Genomic DNA, 20,055 nt, shown 5'->3' on the forward strand with positions numbered 1-20,055 from the left:
GCGGAAGGCCCGGAATCGGTCCGAAAGGTGTCTCTTGAAGAAACAAGCAAGCTCTCTGCGTCGCGCCGTCCAGGCGCAGCGCGGTTCGTCCGGCTTCACGCTGATCGAAGTGATGATCGTTGTGGCGATCATCGGCATCCTGGCCTCGATCGCGATTCCTGCGTACAACGACTATGTGCGCCGCGGCCAATTGCCGGAGGCATTCAATACGCTGTCCGCTTACCGGGCGACGATGGAGCAGTACTACCAGGACAACCGCAACTACGGTCCTTCCGGAACCAATTGCGCCGCCAATGCCGCAGCCGCCTTCTCGCCTCCCAACGTCAAGTACTTCAGCTACACCTGTTCGACTTCGAACAGCCAGCAGAACTATGTCATCACCGCCACCGGAAGCGCGGGGCAAGCGGTCGGACACACCTACACCCTCAACCACAATGGCGACCGCGCGACCACCCAGTTCAAAGGCAGCACCGTAACCCAATCGTGCTGGCTTACAAGCAGCAGCGCTTGCTGATCGAACCATGTCGATCACCATGCGGCAACGCGGCTTCACTCTGGTCGAACTGATCGTCACCATCGCGGTGTTGGCGCTGATCCTCTTCGCCGTCATGCCGAGCATCGGCACCTGGCTGGAAAACACCCGCATTCGCAACGTTGCCGATTCGCTGCAGAACGGGCTCCAACTGGCGCGCGGCGAGGCTGTGCGGCGCAATCAGAATGTGTCGCTCTGGCTGGTGTCTCTCGATGACCCGGCAGTGCTGAGCGATGACTGCTCTCTCTCGGGTGCCAGCGGCGCGTGGATCGTGAGCGTGAATTCCCCGATCGGGCATTGCGCCGACGCCCCGTCGACGACCAGCTCCCCCATGATCGTTACAGGGCGTCCCGCCGGCGACACCGGCGGAAGAGTCACTGTGGCGGCGGTTCAAGCCGCTGACGGATCGACCGAGGGTACGAGCGTCACCTTCAATGGTTTTGGGCGCATTGCCAATAGCGATGCCATTGGCCAGATCGACGTGACCGGAACCACTACAGGCACCCGCGCGCTGCGCATCGTTGTCTCGCCCTCCGGCTCGGTGCGCATGTGCGAGCCGGCCATCGTCGACAGCACGGCAAAGGATCCCCGCAAATGCTGAACCGAGTGAATCGCACGCGCGCGTCCGGCCAAATCCGCCATGTGCGGTGCACGCCTCGCCAAGCCCTGAAAACGCGGGGCGTCGCATTGATCGAAGTGCTCGTTGCGCTGCTGATCTTCATGCTCGGCGTGCTCGGTCTCGTCGGCCTGCAGGCGTCGATGACGCGAGCGCAGACCGATTCCAAGGTGCGCGCCGATGCCACCTACCTGGCCAGCGAATTGAATGGACGCATGTGGTCCGACCTCACCAATCTTGCGAGCTACAACGGCACCGGCTGCGCCTCTCAAGCTCGATGCGGCGAATGGCAGAGAAAGGTCAGCAGCAGCCTGCCTGGTGGAACCGGCGCCGTCACTGTCAACGCAAGCTCTGGCGATGTCGCCGTCACCATCAGCTGGACGATGCCGAATGGCGAAACGCACCAGTACGTCACGCACACCACCGTCTCCAAGGCTGCGAACTGAGATGCGCACCGCTAAATACATCCTCTCCAAGCATCCTTCCCAGCGGGGCTTCACCCTGGTCGAGCTCATGGTCGGCCTTGTCCTGGGTCTGCTCACAGTGCTGGTCATCAGCCAGGTGCTCGCGCTCGCCGAAGGCAAGAAGCGCTCGATCACCATGGGCAGCGATGCACAGGTCAATGGCGCGTTGTCGCTCTTCACGCTTCAGCGCGATGTGCAGATGGCGGGCTACGGTGCAGCAGCCAGCCCGGATGCTCTCGGCTGCCCGGTGACGGGGAAGTACGACGCGGGTGGCGCGTCGTTCGTCTTTCCGCTGGCTCCGGTCGTCATCACCAACGGCACAGACACCGACACCAACGCACCGGACACGATCACTGTCTTGCAAGGCCGGACCACGAACTTTTCGGCCCCCATGGTTCTCAAGGAAGACCACCCGCAGTCCAGCAACTACTTCGAGGTGGCATCCTCATTCGGCGCGGTGGTCGGCAACATGATGATCGCCGTGCCAAAAATACAAGGCACCGGCATGGGGTGCACGCTGTTCAGCGTGACCAACGACACGACATCTCCAGCCACGACACTGGGCCCTACACGCGTACCCCACGCCGCTACCGCTGCAAGCAAATGGAACCAGAACAGCATATTTCCGACGAGTGGATACGCGTCGGGCAGCTATCTGCTGAACATGGGTTCGATGGTCTATCGCAGCTACTCGGTCAGTAGCGCCAACAGCCTCCAGATGGTCGAACGCTCCCCTGTAAACGGGGCGCTGACGAACCCGCCGCTGGAGCTCTATCCGCAGATCGTCAACGTCCAGGCCATGTACGGCAAGGACACCAATGGCGACGGCGTTGTCGACACCTACGACAACTCCACGCCCACCACCAACGCCGGCTGGCTGCAAGTGCTCGCGATTCGTATTGCGGTAGTAGCGCGCAGCAACCAATACGAGAAGGAGGCCGTCACAGCAGGGCCGCCTCAGTGGGACGTCGGTGCCAACGCCACCATCGCAGGCACTGCGACCTGCCATGGCGCGAGCAAGTGCCTTGGGCTGAAGGTGAGCCACGTCCCCGAATGGGAGCACTACCGCTTCAAGGTCTACGACACGATCGTGCCGCTGCGCAACGTTCTCTGGAATTCCTGAGCCATCGCCATGCAAATCAGACCATCGAATCTTTCCCAACGCCGGAGCCCTCAGCGCGGCGTCTCACTGCTTTTCGCTCTGCTGACCCTGGTCGCGCTTTTGCTTGCAACATTGGCGCTGGTGCGTTCGGTCGATACCAGCACGCTGCTGCTGGGCAACATGGGTTTCAAGCAGGATGCCACCTCGTCCGCAGACCAGGCCGCGCGCCAGGCCATCGACTGGCTGACTGCCAACAGCGCCAGCCTGAACACCGACGCTGCTTCGAGCGGCTACTACGCAAGCACGCAGGAGCTTGCTGCCGACGGGGTCACGGCAAAACCGCCGATCGATGTAACCGGCCGGCAACTTGCCGCCAGCAACAACCGCCAATTGATCGACTGGGACGGCAATACCTGCCAGTCCGCCACGACGGGCACATACAACGGCTGCACCGTCACGACCGCAGATGCCGGCACCATCAACAACAACAACGCACGCTTCGTCATCTTCAGGCTCTGCTCCAAACCAGGCAACTACCTCACGGATGCAAGCATCAGCTGCGCCAAGCCGATTTCGAGCAGCGGTGCCAGCGTGACCAAGAAGGGCGAAATGAACTACGCCGAGCAGCCTTTTGCCGGTGGTGCATCCGGACCGTACTACCGCATCGTGGTGCGCGTGCTGGGCGCGCGCAACACAGCCAGCTTCACCGAAACCATTGTCCATTTCTGATGAGGGAGCGCCGATCCGGCGCCAGACGGAAAACCCAACACCATGAAAAATAGACTCACTCCTGTCCTCGATCGAAAGCCCCAAAGGCAGGCCATCTGCTGCGCGGTGATGGTCTGTGCATTTCTGGTGGGTTTGTTCGCCCCCGTTGTCGAGGCGGCCTCCACAGACCTGTCGAATCAGCCGCTGGCCACGCTGCCTGCCGTTCAAGCCAAGCCGAACCTGTTGTTCGTTCTGGACGATTCGGGGAGTATGGACAACGACTACATGCCGGACCAAATGACCAGCGGCAGGTATGGATACAGTTCCGCGCAATGCAATGGCGTGGCCTACGACCCCACCATGACCTATTCGCCACCGCTCAATGCGGACGGAACGTCTTATCCCAATGCGGTTTTTACAGCCGCACGCGACGATGGCTACAAAGCAGCGAACCCCACCACCAATCCCACCACGGATCTCAACGACCAGGTCTATTACACCTACAGCGGTACTCAGCCCAAGATGGGCTGGGCCTACACAAGCGAGGGAGCTGTCCGGAACACGTTCTATAACGAATGCAGAACCGCGACCACCTCAACGACCACGCTCTTTCACCCGGTGAGGGTCACCAGCGCTTCCGCCGAAGCTCAAAACTACGCCAATTGGTATTCGTACTACCGCAAGCGCTACCTGTTGATGCGTACCGCCATGGGCCGGGCGATCGCGGCGCTCGACTCGAGCTACCGCGTTGGCTTCAGCACAATCAGCGATGGAACCGCGGTGGATGGCGACAACTACTTTCGCGATGTCAAAGATTTCGATCTGGCGCAAAAAACCAACTTCTACAACAGCCTCTACAGTGCCTCGCCGAACGGGTGGACACCGTTGCGCTCGGCCCTGTCCAAGGCGGGACGGTATTTTGCGAACAAGGCTCCTGATCAGAGCTACGACCCCGTCCAGTACTCCTGCCAACGCAACTATGCGCTCCTCTCGACGGACGGCTACTGGAACAAGACCAAGGGCCTGAAGCTCAACGGTACCAGTGAGATCGGGCAGCAAGACGGTACCGAGGCGCGCCCCATGAGGGACGACGCCCAGGTCATCGTCACAACCGTGACGCCCTACACCCAGGCGCTGACGAGAAACTCGGTTTCCACGCAGACCCAAACCAGAACCTGGACGCGTACCGCCACCACTGTTTCTTCAACGCCAGCCACCAGCGGTTCAAACAGAGGAAGATATCCTGTCACGACGCGTACAAATCAGAGCTACACCGAGACGCAAACCCGAACCCGTACGACGCCTCAATCCGCAACCTTGTCCTACGCCGAGACGGTAGTGACAACCGACGGTGTCGAGACGTCCAGAAGCACCAGCACGCCAGTCACTTCCAACTGGATCAGTACCGCGACACCGACCGAGTCGCTCACAAGCAATGGCCCTCCCACCGCCAGCAGCAGCTTCACGGCCGGAACCGCAAACACAACCTACCAGACAGCCAAGGGCGACAACGTAACGGTCTATTCGGTTCCAGTCGCAGGAACCTGGGGCGCATGGTCTACACCGGCAGCCATAACCAACTCGACGCCGGTTGCCCAGGCTCCTGTTACAGGCACGCCAACCCAAACGCAGTCCACCTCAGGGGGTACCGGCAATACGCTGGCCGACGTTGCCCAGTACTACTTTGCGACGGACCTGCGAACCAGTGCGCTCGGCAACTGCACTTCGAGCAGTTCCGGCAGCAGCCAGGATGTTTGCAGCAACATCGTGCGCCCGGTGGGGAGCGACAGGGCTTCATGGCAGCACATGAATTCGTTCACCATCGGCCTCGGCGTGAGTGGTACCTTGCCTTATGACAAGAACTACCTGACCCAGACCGCCGGCTCCTATGTTGACCTGACCAGCGGCCGATTGAACTGGCCCGTGCCGGAGGGCGCGGACCTGAATGACGGCCAGGGCGGCAACGCCACCAACGTGGATGACCTGTGGCATGCGGCCGTCAATGGCCGCGGCCAGTATTACTCGGCACTCAATGCCGGCGCGCTGAGCGAAGCCATCAACGGCGTCGTCACGTCGGTGCAGCAGGTTTCGGGCTCGGGCGCCACGGCATCGACCAGTTCGCTCCAACTGGTGGCCGGCGACAACAACCTGGTCTTCCGTGCCAGCTACACCACGCAGCTGTGGACCGGCGATCTGCAGGCCTTTGCAATCAACGGTTCAACGGGCGTCATTGCGAATACCGCCACGTGGTCTGCGCAGGCAAAGCTCGATGCGACGGGCGCTTCGGACCGCAGGATCTATTTCAGCGACGGTTCGGCCCTTCGGAGCTTCGAATACGGCAACCTGAGCACTGCGCAAAGGGGTTACTTCGACAATCTGTGCAGCCAGACCCTGATTGCCGCGCAGTGCTCGGTGCTTTCTGACAGCAACAAGACCCTGGCCAACAATGGCGCCAACCTCGTCGACTACCTGCGCGGCGTACGCACCTACGAAACGACCAGCGTCGACACGTCCAACAACAGCATTGCCGCGCTCTATCGCAAACGCGAACACGTGCTGGGCGACATCATCAACGGCGCCCCGGTCTATGTCGGAAAGCCGCCCTTCCGCTATGCCGACGCCGGCTACGCCGACTTCGTTACGGCACAATCGACCCGCGCACCCGTGGTGTACGTTGGCTCGAACGACGGCATGCTGCACGCCTTCTCGGCCGCCACCGGCAGTGCAGGCGGCACCGAACTCTGGGCCTATGTTCCAGGCGCCGTCATGCCCAACCTCTACAAGATGGCTGACACGAGCTATGGTTCGAAGCACCAATACTCCGTGGACGGAGCACCGGTCATGGGCGACATCAAGGTCGGCACCACCTGGAAGACCATTGTTGTTGGCGGCCTGAACAGCGGCGGCCGCGGTTACTACGCACTGGACATTACCGACCCCAGCGATCCCAAGGCTCTTTGGGAGTTCACCGATCCCAACCTGGGCCTGAGCTTCGGCAACCCGGTGATTGCAAAGCGCGGCGACGGCACCTGGATCGTTGCCTTTGCTTCCGGCTACAACAACACCAGCGGCGACGGCAAGGGTCACCTCTACGTTCTGAATGCCAACACCGGCGCCCTGCTGCTGGACATTCCCACCAGCGACGGCAGCAGCACCGCCCCGAGCGGCCTTGCAAAGATCAACGCCTGGATCGAAAGCTCCAGCGACAACACAGCCAAGCGCTTCTACGGCGGCGATCAGCAAGGCAACCTCTGGCGCTTCGACATCGACGGGCTCCTGCAACCCAACCGGGCAGCGATGCGGCTCGCAAAGTTCCAGATCAACGACTCGACGCCGCAACCCATCACCACAAAACCGGAAACCGTGGAGATTTCAGGCAAGCCGGTGGTCGTGGTTGCGACGGGCCGGTACCTGGGTTCGTCGGACATTGCGGATTCGACACAGCAAAGCATCTATGCGGTGAGGGACACGCTGATCGCTACCGGATGGAGCGACGTGCGCGCCGACACTGAAAACTTCGTCAGGCAGACATTCACGTTGAATGGTCCTGTGGCAACTGCGACATCGGCCTCGGTATCCAACACGTCCGTCAACTGGGCGACCAAGGGCGGTTGGTGGATCGACCTGCCGCATTCGCGTGAACGCGTGAATACCAACCTGGGCCTGCAGTTCAGCACCCTGTCGGTTGCCACCGCCATCCCGAACGGCGACGCCTGCGCGTCGGGCGGCACGGCCTGGCGCTACTACCTCAATGTGGCCAATGGCGGCGTTGTCACAACCAACCCGGCCGGCGGGCTCTTCAGCACCGACGGGTTGATCATGGGCATGACCTGGGTGCAGGACAGCAACGGCAATGCCCGCATCATTTACCAGAAGAGCAATGGCGACAACGTGATCGAGACGCCGCCGGTGGCGACATCGTCCGGCTCCGGCAGCGTGCATAGAACCTCCTGGCGCGAGCTGGTGGACTGAACTTCGATGAAAGCGGTCTTGGCCCGGCATGCGCCGGGCCAGACAAGGATGCGATACGTACTTCTTGCGAGCGCGGCGCTTTCGTTGGCGCTTCACGCTGCAGTGCTTTCGTCGCGAATTTCGCCTGTCGCCCCGAAAGGTGCGCCGACCGGTGTGATCGGAGACGCTGCCTCCTCCATGCGGGTGCGAACGGTCCCCCTTCTTCCTGCGCCGCCCCCGCCTTTGCCTTTACCGACCCGTGAGTCCCTTCAGGCGGCCGAAGTGGTTCATACGTCCGGCCGTGCATCCGCGTCCGAGGAGGAACGGTCGACGGACGCCTCGCCTGTTGCGTCTCCTCCCGCAGTCATGGTCGAGGTTGAAAGCGACGGCTACGTGCCACGCAATCAACTATCGATGCCGCCTGTTGCCAAGACGGCCATCGTCCTCGAACCGCCGCCCGGCGAGCTAGCGACCGGCCGTCTTGTCGGAATTCTGTCGCTCTTCATTGACGAACAAGGTCGCGTGCAGCGCGTGGATGCCGAGGAGCCGGCACTCCCTCCCGCTTTCGAGCAAGTGGCTCGCGAGGCCTTCATGGCCGCGGAGTTTTCTCCTGGCGAAGTCGATGGCCGTGCCGTCAAGTCGCACCAGCGGGTCGAAGTGGTTTTCGACTACGCGCCCTGATGCACGCCTGCGCTTCGCAAGCGGGGCCTTTCGGCGCGTTGATCGCGCCAGCGATGCGCAATACGATATTGATGTCCCCTTGGCAACTGTGCATCGATACGTATGCGCGACCTTGTGGGCAGCGTCACTTGATCCGCCCTGCCATAGGCTTACACGAATGCAGGACACATATCTGCGAGATCAAGCCACCCCGCAGGCCCTGCGATTCGTTCTATCCGCGAAAAATCGCTGCTAGTGTTCTTCCAATGATTTGGATGTCGCTCCAGAGATTTCTCGTCCGCACGTACTGAATGCTATGTGCGAGTTTGATCGGCACCACCACATTTATGTAGTGCGATTCCGGATCAGGCGCTTTCGCGAGCAGTGAGGACTCTTCTCTGAACGCCAAGGATCCCGGATCGGTGATGCCGGGCCGAACACTCAAGACGATGTTCTTCACGTCCGATGAATAGAGTGCGACATAACGCGACACCTCAGGCCGAGGACCCACCACACTCATCTCGCCACGCAAGACATTAAAAAACTGCGGAAGCTCGTCTAGCTTGTATCGCCTCAAGAATGACCCAGCCCGTGTAATACGCGCATCTTCGCCGACCGTGATCAGGGATCCGTAGGTCTGAGAGTCCTGACGCATAGTGCGGAACTTGAGGATCTGGAAGCACCTACCTCCCAAGCCAACCCGCTCCTGACGAAACAGCGCGGGGCCTGGCGAGTCGAGTTTGATCCAGATAGCTACGGCTGCGAGAATCGGTGATAAGACCAGCAGAGCCGCCATTGCCACGCCGATATCGAATGCCCGTTTAGCCATCAACTTCAACTCAATAGCTCGTGCAGCGCTGCGATCACCCGATCTTGGTCTGAATCATCCATGGCGGTAAACAGAGGGATGCTGAGCATCCGCTGATACGCGGCTTCCGAATGAGGAAACATCTGCGCATTCAGCCCATAACGATCGCGCCAGTAGGGCTGGCGATGAAGCGGTATGTAGTGCACGCTGGTCCCGATGCCCTTGTCCGACAAGGCTTGGATTAGGGCATCGCGCGATATGGTTGCATTCTCCGTAAGGCGGATGACGTACAGATGCCATGCGTGTATTTCACCGGGCGGAGGTAAGGCAGGAAGCAACAACGGCAATGAAGCCAGTCGTTCGCCATAGCGCTCGGCCAGATACTGCCGACGCGCAACGAAGCGCGGCAGCTTTGCGAGCTGCGCAATTCCCATTCCAGCAGCTATGTCCGTCATGTTGTACTTGAAGCCGGGAGCAATCACCTCGTAGTACCAAGCAGGCTTGGTCGAGCGGAAGCGATCGAATGCATCTCTATTGATGCCGTGCAGGCGCATGACTTTGATACGCTCGGCCAAGCTCGTATCCCGAGTCACCACCATGCCTCCCTCGCCGGTAGAGATGGTCTTATTGGCATAAAAACTGAACACAGTGATATCAGAATCAAGTGTTCCTACAAGCCGACCGTCGGATGTTGTAGGAAGTGCATGCGCAGCGTCCTCCACTACCTTGAGTCCGTGTTTACGCGCAATTGCCATCACCGTAGTCATGTCCGCAGAGAGCCCAGCATAGTGAACAGGGATGACTGCCTTCGTGCGTGTCGTGATTGCTGCTTCTAGTTGCCGCACATCGATGCATAGCGTGCGACAGTCGACATCAACTAGCACCACATCGGCACCGAGATAACGAACTACTTCTGCAGTGGCGGTAAAGGTATGCGTTGTGGTGATGACTTCGTCACCTGGACCAACGCCGAGCGCCTCCAAGGCCAAGTGAAGGCCCGCCGTTGCAGAATTGACAGCCATGCAATGCAGCTGGGTATCTCCAAGGAACATGCCGAAGTCACGCTCGAAGCGCTTCGCCTTCGGCCCCGTTGTGATCCAGCCGGAACGAATGGCCTCGGAAACCTCTGCGATTTCTTCTTCACCAGTATCGGGCAATGCAAAAGGCAGGAAAGGAAGTTCTGACGGCATGGATGCGGTCGATCAAGGTAAAGGTTTCTCGATCCACGCCAATACGTGCGTACGCAGCAACGGAATGGCGTTGAAGAAGGTGTAGAGGGAGGGGTGCACGCGTGTAACACGGCGCGCAATAGGGGGCGCAAGGGTAACGCGCCGGGACACCACGCGGCCACGGGGAAACAGTTCCCTCACGCGGCGCAATGGAACGCCATGTACATCGGGATTGCGCGGGTTGTTGAGGGTGAAGTCGTACCAGAGCACCCCGCCTCCGGGTTTCACCCAACCCCACAGAGTGTCAGCGAGCTGCTGCTGAAACACGTCATCCAGGATCGAGGAAAAAACCGTCGACACCAGCACGGCATCATGCGACTCAGCATCGACCGGGAGCTTCATGGCATCACCAAGGTGCAATGCGATGGCTTCAGGCAAAAAACGGCGCGCTTGCGCATGGCGTTCAGGCAGTAGCTCGACACCTCTCAAATTCGAGGGATCGAAACCCAGGCGCAAGAGTTCGAGCAAGTTGCCCCCGCTTCCGCTACCCACTTCAATCAGTCGCCTTCTCTCCAGATCAAACCATCCGAGTGTTAAAAACAGGGCAATCATGGCACGCTGTCGTTCGTGCACTGTATGCCACACATCAGACTTAAGCATGCTGTACCTGCCATCAACTCTGAGACGCCGCGCATAGCGTTGCACAACGCTCAACAGCTCATCATGATCCTCCTTATCCATCATGATGAGCGAACCGCACTAATAAACTGCTGCGCCAACATTCGATAGCTGTGCCGGGAAATGACGAAAGCCCGCCCGCGCGCTCCCATAGCGGCTCGCTCTTCAGCTGAGCATACGGCAAGCGCCTTGACTCCTTCGGCAACGGCGATAGCCGATTCGGGGGCAACGGTCAGCCCGCACTCTGCCTCTGCTACTGGGTCGTTGCCCGCATCCGCAGAATGCAGGACGGCACATCCCGCCATCATGTAGTCCATGAGCTTATTCGGGGAGATGCCGAATCGATAAATCGATACACGCTTCCATCCGATATAGGCGATATCGAGCCTCCTAAGAAAGGAAGGAATCTGCGATTTTCCAATCGGTGGAAATAAGGCGACGTTGGACAGGCCCTCATCAAAGACACGCTGCGCGAGTCTTTGCTTTTCATGGCCATCGCCAACAAGAACGAATGCGATCGCCTGGTCACGCAGCAATGTAGCTGCATCAAGGAGCGTATCTAGCGCATTTGGCATTCCGTGAGATCCCGCGTAGCCCACGATGGTTTTCCCGGCCTTTTGGAAGTCACGCAACTGCCCCGACAAATCTGGCTCGAGCTCGCCACCTTCGTCTTGCCAATCATCCAAGGCGATACCGTTTGGAACAATATGCAAGCGCCGCAGGTCTAGCCCGTGTGCCTGCATGTGCTCGGCGACCCTCGGTAGCATTGAAACCACGGCGTCGGCATCGCGATAGGCGTCGTTCTCGGCCTTCTGGCACAACAAGGCAAAAGGATGAAAGGCGGACATGCCGGTCAATTCAATCAGTGAGGCCGGCCACAAGTCGTGCACCTCGTAGACGAGCTTGGCCCCACAATAACGAGCGATGCGACGAGCGGCCCAAAAATCCATCGGATATGTGCTGGAAGCGATCACAACATCAGGTCGAACTTTAGTTGCCCAGTCGGCGGCATCGCGCCACAACTGCCGCACGAAAGACCCGACATTTCGAAGGCGGCTGACACCATTTCCCACGTAGGCTGGGGTGGGCAGCCAGCAATAGCGTATCCCGTCAATCAACTGATCAACAGCGCCTTCGTCCACTGGCGGCTGTACTCTGCGCACGTGCGAATGGGAAGCGGCGACCACACACACGTCATGACCAGCCCTGACCCACTCTCTTGCTAGATAGTAGGGTCTGTATTCCATGCCATGCAGAGGAGAGCCCGCATAGTGATTGATCAAGAGAATTCTCACAATAACAACCCCGGTCCCATACTTGTAGAGCGAGCATCAGCTTGGCTTAGCTCGCACCGCTGCACATATGCAGACGGCATCCGAGAGTTGAAACTCAAGGAGTTCATCGATTTCCTGAAGCCGATGTAACGCGTTCGTTTTTTCGACACCGACCAAGACCGGCATACAGCACCGCCATCAGATCCATTTGTTGATTCGATGAGCCGACTTCTTCAATTTTCTTCCGATTGAATGCGCCCTTTTGTTTTCGCATGGCAGGGTTCTCAAAAACCTCGCATAGCGACGTGGCTATGGCATCCACATCACCTACCGGCACGACGTAGCCCCCAGAAGCATCAATCCACTGCCGGTTCGCGGGAAGGTCGGAGACGATCGCCGGCAACGAACAGGCCATCGATTCCAACAAGGACACCGATGTCGCATCGCTTTGGGGGACCGATATTGATACATCACAAAGTGCAAGTTCGTGCGCTAAGGCGTGCGGGGGAAGAAGTCCGTGCCAGATGACGTGCTCGCTGATCCCAAGCCTTTCGACCAAAGAGCGCAAACTATTTTCTTGGCTACCTCCCCCGAACAGGTGCAACGTCGCATCACACTGTGGGGATTTCGCTAGGAATCTAGAAAACGCCTCGACTATCACATCGATTTGGTAGTTGGCCTCCCAGGCTCGCATACTCGCAACATGAAATCCGGGTCGGCGATCTGATGGGGTCGGATGGAACTGCGTGACATCAGCACCCCAAAAAATCTCGTGCAATGACCCGCTTGGCCGATACCGTCTAATCTCAGTTAGAACATCGCGGGAATCCGCGGTAATCAGCGAAGCCTGCCTCAAAATCCAGCCTGTCAGCATCCGCAAGGCACGACCTCGACGGGGCGTAACAAGTATGTCACTACCCCATGCGGTAAGCACCAAGGGCCGTCCAGAGCTGGCGGCGCCCCACAATCCATAGCTAGTTACATAGTGCGCATGAACGATATCTGGTGCAAGCGAACGTACCGCATGTCGCAGAGCACCCAGTCGCAGAAACCAATCCCAAGCTCGCCGAGGGAGGGGCAACACAATGATCTCCGCCCCTTCGATCGACGCGACCGACGTGCTTATGACGCTGACACGAAAACCACGCTGAACCATCGCTTGAGCCCAGCGCCGTAAATGGACACTTCCGGCATCTCCGATCAAGCAGAGATGCGTTTTCACTTTTTCTTCCCAAGTCCGAGCAGGTGCGTTCTCAATAATCGGGAGGCATCGATTAAAGATAAAGACCACCCCCCGAGCCAACGTTGCGCTCGATTACTTATGCCAACATCGCTAGTCAACGTGGCAAAGGACCAGTCAATACCCAAGAAGAGATTCGCAATTTCCTTGCGAGCCACACATCGAAAATGTGGGTCCCTGGCTCGTGATCGAAATGCGTCGTACCAAAGAACATAGCCTCCGGGCCGTACCACGCGAACCATTTCCTCTGCGGTTGCCCGCCGAATGGAGTCGTCAACGATGGAACTGAACACTACGCTCTGCACGACCAGATCGAAGCTTCTGTCCGGAAAAGGAAGCCGAGCACCTGATGCTTGCACCACTGGCATGCCTAAACGCTGGTGCGCATGCCGCAATCGCGCAAGGCTGAGATCGACCCCCCATATATTTCCGGCCCTAGCACCCCACCGCAGATAGTTCGGGTACTCGATACCAAATCCACATCCCACGTCAAGCACGCGCATTGGAGAAAGATCAATCGAATGAGAACTCAGCATGGATAACACCCTTCGTTCTCGTTCCTGCGCGATATGCAATATTGCTGGATTGTTAATCGACCAAAAACCGGTTAGCGTGGCGCTCGCATCGCGCTCTTCGTATCGGCTTTTAATTCGTTCAATTTCGTCCATGAAAACGCTCATGAACGGTGGCCATAAATTCGCTCAGCCGAGCAGTTTGGGCTCTTCTTTCATAAATTATGGCATTTGCGGGTTGGGGCTTAGGCGCAGCGCCGGCCAACCAGCGCGAAATAACAGCTGCAATTTCTGCAACGTCGTCCGCGGCTACGGCAATTCCTGCGCCGGTATTTTGTAGAAGTCGCGCAGCCTCTCCGTTGACCGCACCAACCTGGAGTACCGGCCGTCCCGCACGAAGGTACTCAAATAACTTTCCAGTCATCACCCCTTCCGTTAATTTTGCATCTCCTCCGATGACCAGCAAGAGAGCGTCAGCGGCCAACATCTCGGCAATCGCTCGAGGATGTTCAACGTACCCGGTGAGCTCTAGCACTTGAGGATGACGTGCCTTGAATTCCCTTAGCGTCCGTTCGAACCTAGCTCCAACATTTCCGACGAATCGAAGTCGAAGTCGCTTGCGTGCCTCCGGCTCAAGTTGAAAAAGCCGTTCTACGCCGTTCAAAAATTCATCTGGGGATTGATGCCCATAGAAAGTGCCAGCATGCACCACTCGAAATTCCTCTGATTTCCCAGGTAATGGCAATGCATGCGAAAAATCGGCCTCATCATAGCCATTGCTTATCGCTAAAACGGTATCCTTATTCTTGGACGGACGACGAACCCGAAGCATAGACGCCAAATGCTCTGACACAGTGATGACACCATTTGCCGAGTCCAACAACTTCTTCTCGAGTCGTATATCTAAGGAGCGACGCCACGCAGGCATGTCGTAGGCTGGATTAGATGTCCAAAGGTCGCGAAAATCTGCCACCCATGGTAAATTGGCGCACTTGGCAATGCGCATCGCGGCCAAGTGAGCGGAAATTGGCGGTGAAGTTGAGAAAATCAGGTCGACAGGATTTTTCCTAATCAACTCCATTGCGACCCGACGCGCTTGACCACCCCATGCCGCTTTGTCATCCGGATACTGAAGAGCGCCAATCGTCTTCAACGCAGTGTCTCGCCAAGCTTGACGCCAACTGTCAGACGAAACGGGAGCAGAGCCAGACGAGGGTTGGTTTGACGATTGCCCGCCTCTGTCAGATCGTTGCCTCCATTTTATGAGCCTCGTCACGATGGGTGTATGGGGCAGCCGGATTATCGTGCCGCTTGACGGCACTTCAGCGAGCAGACTTGGATCGTTCATATACGCTCCACTTTCGCTGCTGATAACGCTGGGATAGCATCCGAATTGGGGAAGGTATTTGCTGAATTTAAGAGAACGCTGAACACCAGCCCCACCCAACGGCGGATAAAAATATGCGAGCATTAAAACATGGAGATCTGGGCGCTCCATCACCTAGATACCCTTTCAGCTTTAGCAAGAATCCAATAGTCGCAATAGGGCAAAGCCAGACATTTCAAAGGCCTGAAGCCGGCCTCAACGAAACATCGCTCCACGTCCGAAAATTTCACACGGCCGTCACCAATCTCCCAGCAATGGTGCGGATCGATCCAGATGCGGCGACGAATAAACCGGTTGTACGCCTCGCTCAGGCTTAACAGCCCATTTGGAAATCGCCATGTTCGAAATTTTTGTCGGGGCGTAAGGACGGCGAAGCTACTTTGTCTGTGCGGCAAGGATACGAAAGCCCTGCCGTCGCGTTGGAGCCAAGCATGCAGATTGGCGAGACAAGCGGGAAAGTCGGAAAATGGGAGATGCTCCATGACTTCTGTCGCGACCACTGCATCGAAGCGATGCGTCAATGTGGGATCTCCGATTTTCAGATCCCCAACATGGTCAGGCTGAAGCCGCGCATTGATATCGAACACCGTGTAAGACTCCACCATCGGTAGGAGGCAACGCCGAACTACACCATCGCCGGCCCCCACCTCTAGTACTGCTTTCGGAGCAGCGGCTAGTAGATCGCGCACTACGTGATAGTGCCGAAGCCAAGTCACCATGTCGAGGCTAGCGAGGTAATCATGTCGTGTCAGATTGAACTGCTCAGCGTAAGCGTCGCGAATCATTGGATAAGTGGAAGAATGTTTATCGGCGCAACACGCCACGTACTATCGAGGCGGGGTGAATCCAATCAAAGATCAAATAACACAACGCCCCTAGCATGATGGCGATCATGCCCAAAAAATCGGAAAGAACAGCATAAAATGCAAATCCAGCAAATGGCGTCGCAGCCAATACAGCCCTTGTTCCGATCCCTAAAATATCAGGCCACGGGAAGCTCCACGGAAGGATCTTTCGAGTAATGTGTATCGCTACAACGACCATCACAATATTCGACGTAGCGGCAGCCGCTGCGGCACCGGACATTCCCCAGCGACTGGCCAAAAGGTAATTTAATGCCAAGTTGATAACTGTAGCTAGTATTGCCAGCAACAGTATCTGCAGGCTCCTTCCATCCAATAGCAACACGTAGAGAAGAATTTGATAGATACCAAATGCACTGACTGCCAATCCCAAAAATAGGAACACTTCGAGCGGTGCCTGATATGCTTCATTCGTCAAAAGCTGTAGGGCCCAACTACCCCCAACGAAAAGCATAGCGACAGCCGGGAGGCAAAAGAACAGAAATACGCGCAGTGCCAGTGTCACTAGCTTAGACACATCCTCGAGACGCCGGCCATGCCACTGGCGGGAAAGTTCTGGAAAAAGAGTAAAGCCTAGGATGCTATAGAACGCCGCGGGGATCGTACAGAGTGAAACCGCGGCGGCATAAATGGCCACACCATCCAAGCCGAGCCATCGAACCAGAACGAAGCGATCGAGAAGGCTATTGAGCGACGTGAACAGTGCAAGAACAGTTAGCGGACCGGCAAAGGTCAATACTTCCCCGAGCTTCGGTGATCGCGCAACTTTCGGTGCAATGCCAGGCGAGCATCGAAGGATCCATGCAGTCGCGGCCAACACCGTCGACGCTAACACTAGTTGAACGATCGCGTAGCTACCTAGCCAATTGATCAGCGCCCCCCGCGTACCATCGACCAACAGAAACACGACCAAGTAACGTGTCACGCTCCGAAGGACCAACGCTGCCGCCACCACTCCGATCCGCCCAATCGTACGCAACCAGCCAATACTGAACTCCATAGCCGCCTCAGCCGCTAGTAACGTCAAGAGAACGGGTACAAGACTTTGATGTTCGAAGCCGCCAAAGACGATTGATGACCAAATTGCCGGCCATGCAAACCCCGTGACAACGCATACAGCGAGCAGCAAAAGGGCAAATGCACCAAGCTGCAAGAAAAACCGCCATCGCGCAGCCGCCAGCGCTTGCCCGGAGAAGTAGCGCACAGCGACCGTTGGGCTCGCAAATAGAACTAAAGGAACTAGCAGACCAGCAGCGACCGCGGTCTGAGTCCAAGCCCCGTAATCGGACGGGCTCATCCCACCAGTGAGCAGCGGCAGGAGCAGAAACCCCATCAATCGATCTGTAAGAACCGCGGTCCCGTACAAGGCAGTATCGACTCGCAGCCGCGAAGCCATATCAGTCAAGCACACACCCGAAAGGCGTCGAGCGCACAAAAGATTTTGACCGTGGAGAGTTTTTCATCGCCACGAGGCGTCGATCAGGGCTTGCGCCACTCGATGCTGATCTACCTCGTCCAAATCTGCACTGATCGGAAGGCTCATGACACGCAAGCCCGCAGAGACGCTATGTGGAAAGTCATCTTCCCCAGTTCGGTACTCTGCGTATGCCGGCTGTGTGTGAAGCGGATTGGGATAGTGGATCACCGTTGGGATACCGCGCTCGAATAGCGCGCTTTGCACTTCAGCTCGCTTCTCAACGAACACCGTGTATTGACCCCAGACGCAGTCGCGATCGGGTCGAACGGATAACAAGTCAACGGCCGAGCTGGTAAGCAAGGCGTTGTAGCGCTCACCCAGTTTGCGACGACGTTGTAGTTCCCATTCGAACCGCTCGAGTTTCGCGAGCACCACCGCGCACTGGATCGTATCCATTCGCCCACCAACACCCACTCGAGTGTGCACATATCGCGCACTCTGCCCATGCACCCGGATTTCCCTGCATGCCTGCGCAAACCCATCATCGGTCGTGAAGATTGCTCCTCCGTCGCCATAGCAGCCCAGCGGCTTGCTCGGGAAGAAGCTCGTACAGCCGACAGTGCTGAGATTGCAGCTCTTGCGCCCCTTGTAGTTGGCTCCGAAGCTTTGAGCGGCATCTTCGATCACAGCCAAGCCATGGCGCGCGGCAGTGGCATTGATCTCGTCCATGTCGGCGCACTGCCCATAAAGGCTCACCGGCATGATGGCGCGCGTGCGTCGCGTGATCTTTGCTTCGATGAGTTGTGCATCAATGTTGCAAGTGTCCGGTTCGATATCCACGAATACCGGCTTGCCTCCCAACAGCACAATTGCCTCGGCAGTCGCGGCAAAAGTGAATGGCGTGGTGATCACCTCATCACCGGGCTTCAGACCCAATGCCATCAACGAGATCAGGAGCGCCTCGGTTCCGCTGGCCACGGTAATGCAATGCTTGGCACCGGTGAACGCGGCAAGCCTGCCCTCCAGTTCGGCGACCTCGGGGCCCATGATGTATTGCCCATGATCGAGGACGCGTTGAATACGCTCGTCGATCTGGACTTTCAGTGCCTTGTACTGGGCCTTGAGGTCCACAAACTCCATCTTCTCTCTCATTGTGAAGCCTCGACCAGTATGCACAGGCCCTCACGTAACATGTATTTCTCCCCGGTAGTGGCGCAGGTTGCAGTGCTACCGACGAATTTCAATCGCTCACCGTGACGACTCATCCACCCTGCTGGCCGCGCAGGCACGCCGAGCATCAACGCAAAGTCAGGCACGTTGCGGTTCACGACAGCGCCAGCACCGATGAATGCATAGCAGCCGATAGTCACCCCACAGACAATGGTGCAGTTCGCTCCGAGCGTCGCACCTCGTCGCACCAGCGTCTTTCGATATTCGCTCTTGCGACTCACTCCTGAACGAGGGTTGTAGACGTTCGTGAACACCATACTCGGACCGCAGAACACCTCGTCTTCCAGTGTCACTCCGTCATATACGCTGACGTTGTTCTGGATCTTGACGTTGCGGCCAATATGCACATCGTTGCCTACATAGACGCTCTGTCCCAGCGAACAGTCATCTCCGATTACTGCACTTGCACTGATGTGCACCCAATGCCAGACACGGGTCCCCGTCCCGATTTGCGCTCCAGCGTCGATGATAGCCGTCGCATGGATCAAGTTCACGCGAGCAACCTCTGTGTGAAAGGATGTCTTTCTGCATGCGACGGATTTGGCTTGGAGTTGCGAATAGCATTCACTGCTTCGACCGCTTGCCTCGCATCGGCAAGACCGTATCCCCGTCCCGCAAGGATCTCGACGTAGCTCATGGTATGAAGGTCCGTGAACCCTTCGGAAAACTCCAGTTCTTCGCCGTCCACCGTGATGGACCTATAAGTGGTCTTGCCTTTGACTTCCGCTGGCAGGTCACTGGCGTCAATGGAGAGAAACCATCGCACCCTCGCTCGCTCGTATTCCAGAAACCCGGCTGCCTTGTGCTCAGCGTTGTAATGCACCACGCTAGCTTGCTGCTTCCCAAAGATGAAATGCAGCATGTCGAAGAAGTGCACACCGATATTTGTGGCCACACCGAATGATTTGCGTGGATCTCCCTTCCAACTAGCGGCGTACCATTTTCCACGAGAGGTGATGTAGCTAAGGTCCACGTCAAACTTGGTATCGGCCCGCGCGCTCGCAACCTTGTCACGCAGCTTTAAGATGGCCTGATGGTGACGCAGTTGAAGCACTGTAAACACGCTTTTCCCTGTTTCGCTTTCGACGAGCGAGAGTTCGTCGAGCAGGCCAGGCGTCGGTACCAGTGGTTTTTCGCAGATTACGTCACATCCCAACCTCAATCCCGCTGCGATGTGCGGATGGTGCAGGTGATTTGGAGAGCAGATCGAGACGTAGTCCAGCGCCGTCGCCTGCTTGCGCTGCAAGCAATGGGCATGCTCATAGAACGATTCGAACTCCGTGAAGAATGCCGCATCAGGTGCGAGACTGTCGATGATGCCAACCGAGTCGTTGATGTCATAAGCAACAGCGAGGGTGTTACCCGTTTCCTTGATCGCGTGCATATGCCGCGGCGCGATGTAGCCCGCAGCGCCAATCAGTGCGAAGTTCCTTTTCATGTAGTC

At 57.6% G+C, this 20,055-nt stretch carries 19 protein-coding genes; 7 read left to right on the plus strand and 12 right to left on the minus strand.

The genetic code is table 11. From position 1 onward, the window contains the following. Positions 1-34 precede the first annotated feature (34 nt). From RZE77_RS26970 to RZE77_RS27000, 7 genes are all read left to right on the plus strand, one after another. A complete protein-coding gene (locus RZE77_RS26970; protein WP_319440028.1) occupies positions 35-514 on the plus strand; it encodes a type IV pilin protein in 480 nt (159 codons plus the stop codon). Positions 515-521: 7 nt separating this feature from the next. Beyond that, on the plus strand, positions 522-1,133 hold the full coding sequence (locus RZE77_RS26975; RefSeq protein ID WP_021013048.1) for a GspH/FimT family pseudopilin: 612 nt from the start codon (positions 522-524) through the stop codon (positions 1,131-1,133). After that, positions 1,127-1,594, plus strand: coding sequence for a type IV pilus modification PilV family protein (locus tag RZE77_RS26980; protein ID WP_319440029.1), 468 nt, complete (start codon positions 1,127-1,129; stop codon positions 1,592-1,594). Before RZE77_RS26975 ends, RZE77_RS26980 begins: the two co-directional genes overlap by 7 nt. A gap of 1 nt (position 1,595) precedes the next feature. Further along, entirely contained in the window at positions 1,596-2,735 is a 1,140-nt protein-coding gene (locus RZE77_RS26985) for a PilW family protein (protein ID WP_319440030.1), read from the plus strand. A 99-nt stretch (positions 2,736-2,834) separates the two neighbouring features. Beyond that, a complete protein-coding gene (locus RZE77_RS26990) occupies positions 2,835-3,443 on the plus strand; it encodes a pilus assembly protein PilX (protein WP_124959126.1) in 609 nt (202 codons plus the stop codon). A 42-nt stretch (positions 3,444-3,485) separates the two neighbouring features. Then, entirely contained in the window at positions 3,486-7,394 is a 3,909-nt protein-coding gene (locus RZE77_RS26995) for a pilus assembly protein (RefSeq protein WP_319440031.1), read from the plus strand. 345 nt (positions 7,395-7,739) lie between these two features. After that, positions 7,740-8,054, plus strand: a complete 315-nt coding sequence (locus RZE77_RS27000) for an energy transducer TonB (protein ID WP_319440032.1) — start codon at positions 7,740-7,742, stop codon at positions 8,052-8,054. 211 nt (positions 8,055-8,265) lie between these two features. Here RZE77_RS27000 and RZE77_RS27005 read toward each other — a convergent pair whose 3' ends face one another. The 12 genes from RZE77_RS27005 to RZE77_RS27060 all read right to left on the minus strand — a co-directional run bounded on the left by RZE77_RS27005 (position 8,266) and on the right by RZE77_RS27060 (position 20,049). Beyond that, positions 8,266-8,862, minus strand: a complete 597-nt coding sequence (locus RZE77_RS27005) for a sugar transferase (protein ID WP_319442420.1) — start codon at positions 8,860-8,862, stop codon at positions 8,266-8,268. Between the two features lie 5 nt (positions 8,863-8,867). Next, a complete protein-coding gene (locus RZE77_RS27010; protein ID WP_319440033.1) occupies positions 8,868-10,031 on the minus strand; it encodes a DegT/DnrJ/EryC1/StrS family aminotransferase in 1,164 nt (387 codons plus the stop codon). Between the two features lie 12 nt (positions 10,032-10,043). Then, entirely contained in the window at positions 10,044-10,622 is a 579-nt protein-coding gene (locus tag RZE77_RS27015) for a class I SAM-dependent methyltransferase (RefSeq protein ID WP_319440034.1), read from the minus strand. A 128-nt stretch (positions 10,623-10,750) separates the two neighbouring features. Next, on the minus strand, positions 10,751-11,983 hold the full coding sequence (locus tag RZE77_RS27020) for a glycosyltransferase family 4 protein (protein WP_405546688.1): 1,233 nt from the start codon (positions 11,981-11,983) through the stop codon (positions 10,751-10,753). Between the two features lie 103 nt (positions 11,984-12,086). After that, positions 12,087-13,118, minus strand: coding sequence for a glycosyltransferase (locus RZE77_RS27025; RefSeq protein WP_319442422.1), 1,032 nt, complete (start codon positions 13,116-13,118; stop codon positions 12,087-12,089). Positions 13,119-13,180: 62 nt separating this feature from the next. After that, positions 13,181-13,870, minus strand: a complete 690-nt coding sequence (locus RZE77_RS27030; RefSeq protein ID WP_319440035.1) for a class I SAM-dependent methyltransferase — start codon at positions 13,868-13,870, stop codon at positions 13,181-13,183. Then, on the minus strand, positions 13,857-14,867 hold the full coding sequence (locus RZE77_RS27035; RefSeq protein ID WP_319440036.1) for a glycosyltransferase: 1,011 nt from the start codon (positions 14,865-14,867) through the stop codon (positions 13,857-13,859). The genes RZE77_RS27030 and RZE77_RS27035 overlap by 14 nt, the downstream gene beginning before the upstream one ends. Before the next feature lie 344 nt (positions 14,868-15,211). Continuing rightward, positions 15,212-15,886 (minus strand): class I SAM-dependent methyltransferase, encoded by a 675-nt coding sequence (locus RZE77_RS27040; protein ID WP_319440037.1) that lies wholly within the window; start codon positions 15,884-15,886, stop codon positions 15,212-15,214. A 19-nt stretch (positions 15,887-15,905) separates the two neighbouring features. Continuing rightward, positions 15,906-17,297, minus strand: coding sequence for a lipopolysaccharide biosynthesis protein (locus tag RZE77_RS27045; protein ID WP_319440038.1), 1,392 nt, complete (start codon positions 17,295-17,297; stop codon positions 15,906-15,908). A gap of 126 nt (positions 17,298-17,423) precedes the next feature. Then, the gene (locus RZE77_RS27050) at positions 17,424-18,521 is read right to left on the minus strand and encodes a DegT/DnrJ/EryC1/StrS family aminotransferase (RefSeq protein WP_319442423.1); all 1,098 of its coding nucleotides are present in this window, start codon (positions 18,519-18,521) and stop codon (positions 17,424-17,426) included. Positions 18,522-18,529: 8 nt separating this feature from the next. After that, entirely contained in the window at positions 18,530-19,105 is a 576-nt protein-coding gene (locus tag RZE77_RS27055; protein WP_319440039.1) for an acyltransferase, read from the minus strand. Then, a complete protein-coding gene (locus RZE77_RS27060; RefSeq protein ID WP_319440040.1) occupies positions 19,102-20,049 on the minus strand; it encodes a Gfo/Idh/MocA family protein in 948 nt (315 codons plus the stop codon). The genes RZE77_RS27055 and RZE77_RS27060 overlap by 4 nt, the downstream gene beginning before the upstream one ends. Positions 20,050-20,055 lie beyond the last annotated feature (6 nt).

The sequence above is a fragment of the Variovorax sp. SPNA7 genome (assembly GCF_033807855.1).
GTDB lineage: Bacteria > Pseudomonadota > Gammaproteobacteria > Burkholderiales > Burkholderiaceae_C > Variovorax > Variovorax beijingensis.

Excerpts from the sequence above, each read along its gene's own strand:
- RZE77_RS26975 (WP_021013048.1), top strand. The coding sequence starts at position 522 with ATGTCGATCACCATGCGGCAACGCGGCTTCACTCTGGTCGAACTGATC.
- RZE77_RS27030 (WP_319440035.1), bottom strand. The coding sequence starts at position 13,870 with ATGGACGAAATTGAACGAATTAAAAGCCGATACGAAGAGCGCGATGCG.
- RZE77_RS27025 (WP_319442422.1), bottom strand. The coding sequence starts at position 13,118 with ATGGTTCAGCGTGGTTTTCGTGTCAGCGTCATAAGCACGTCGGTCGCG.
- RZE77_RS27015 (WP_319440034.1), bottom strand. The coding sequence starts at position 10,622 with ATGATTGCCCTGTTTTTAACACTCGGATGGTTTGATCTGGAGAGAAGG.
- RZE77_RS27045 (WP_319440038.1), bottom strand. The coding sequence starts at position 17,297 with ATGGGGTTTCTGCTCCTGCCGCTGCTCACTGGTGGGATGAGCCCGTCC.
- RZE77_RS26985 (WP_319440030.1), top strand. The coding sequence starts at position 1,596 with ATGCGCACCGCTAAATACATCCTCTCCAAGCATCCTTCCCAGCGGGGC.
- RZE77_RS26995 (WP_319440031.1), top strand. The coding sequence starts at position 3,486 with ATGAAAAATAGACTCACTCCTGTCCTCGATCGAAAGCCCCAAAGGCAG.
- RZE77_RS27010 (WP_319440033.1), bottom strand. The coding sequence starts at position 10,031 with ATGCCGTCAGAACTTCCTTTCCTGCCTTTTGCATTGCCCGATACTGGT.
- RZE77_RS27060 (WP_319440040.1), bottom strand. The coding sequence starts at position 20,049 with ATGAAAAGGAACTTCGCACTGATTGGCGCTGCGGGCTACATCGCGCCG.
- RZE77_RS27050 (WP_319442423.1), bottom strand. The coding sequence starts at position 18,521 with ATGGAGTTTGTGGACCTCAAGGCCCAGTACAAGGCACTGAAAGTCCAG.
- RZE77_RS27005 (WP_319442420.1), bottom strand. The coding sequence starts at position 8,862 with ATGGCTAAACGGGCATTCGATATCGGCGTGGCAATGGCGGCTCTGCTG.
- RZE77_RS26980 (WP_319440029.1), top strand. The coding sequence starts at position 1,127 with ATGCTGAACCGAGTGAATCGCACGCGCGCGTCCGGCCAAATCCGCCAT.
- RZE77_RS27040 (WP_319440037.1), bottom strand. The coding sequence starts at position 15,886 with ATGATTCGCGACGCTTACGCTGAGCAGTTCAATCTGACACGACATGAT.
- RZE77_RS27000 (WP_319440032.1), top strand. The coding sequence starts at position 7,740 with ATGGTCGAGGTTGAAAGCGACGGCTACGTGCCACGCAATCAACTATCG.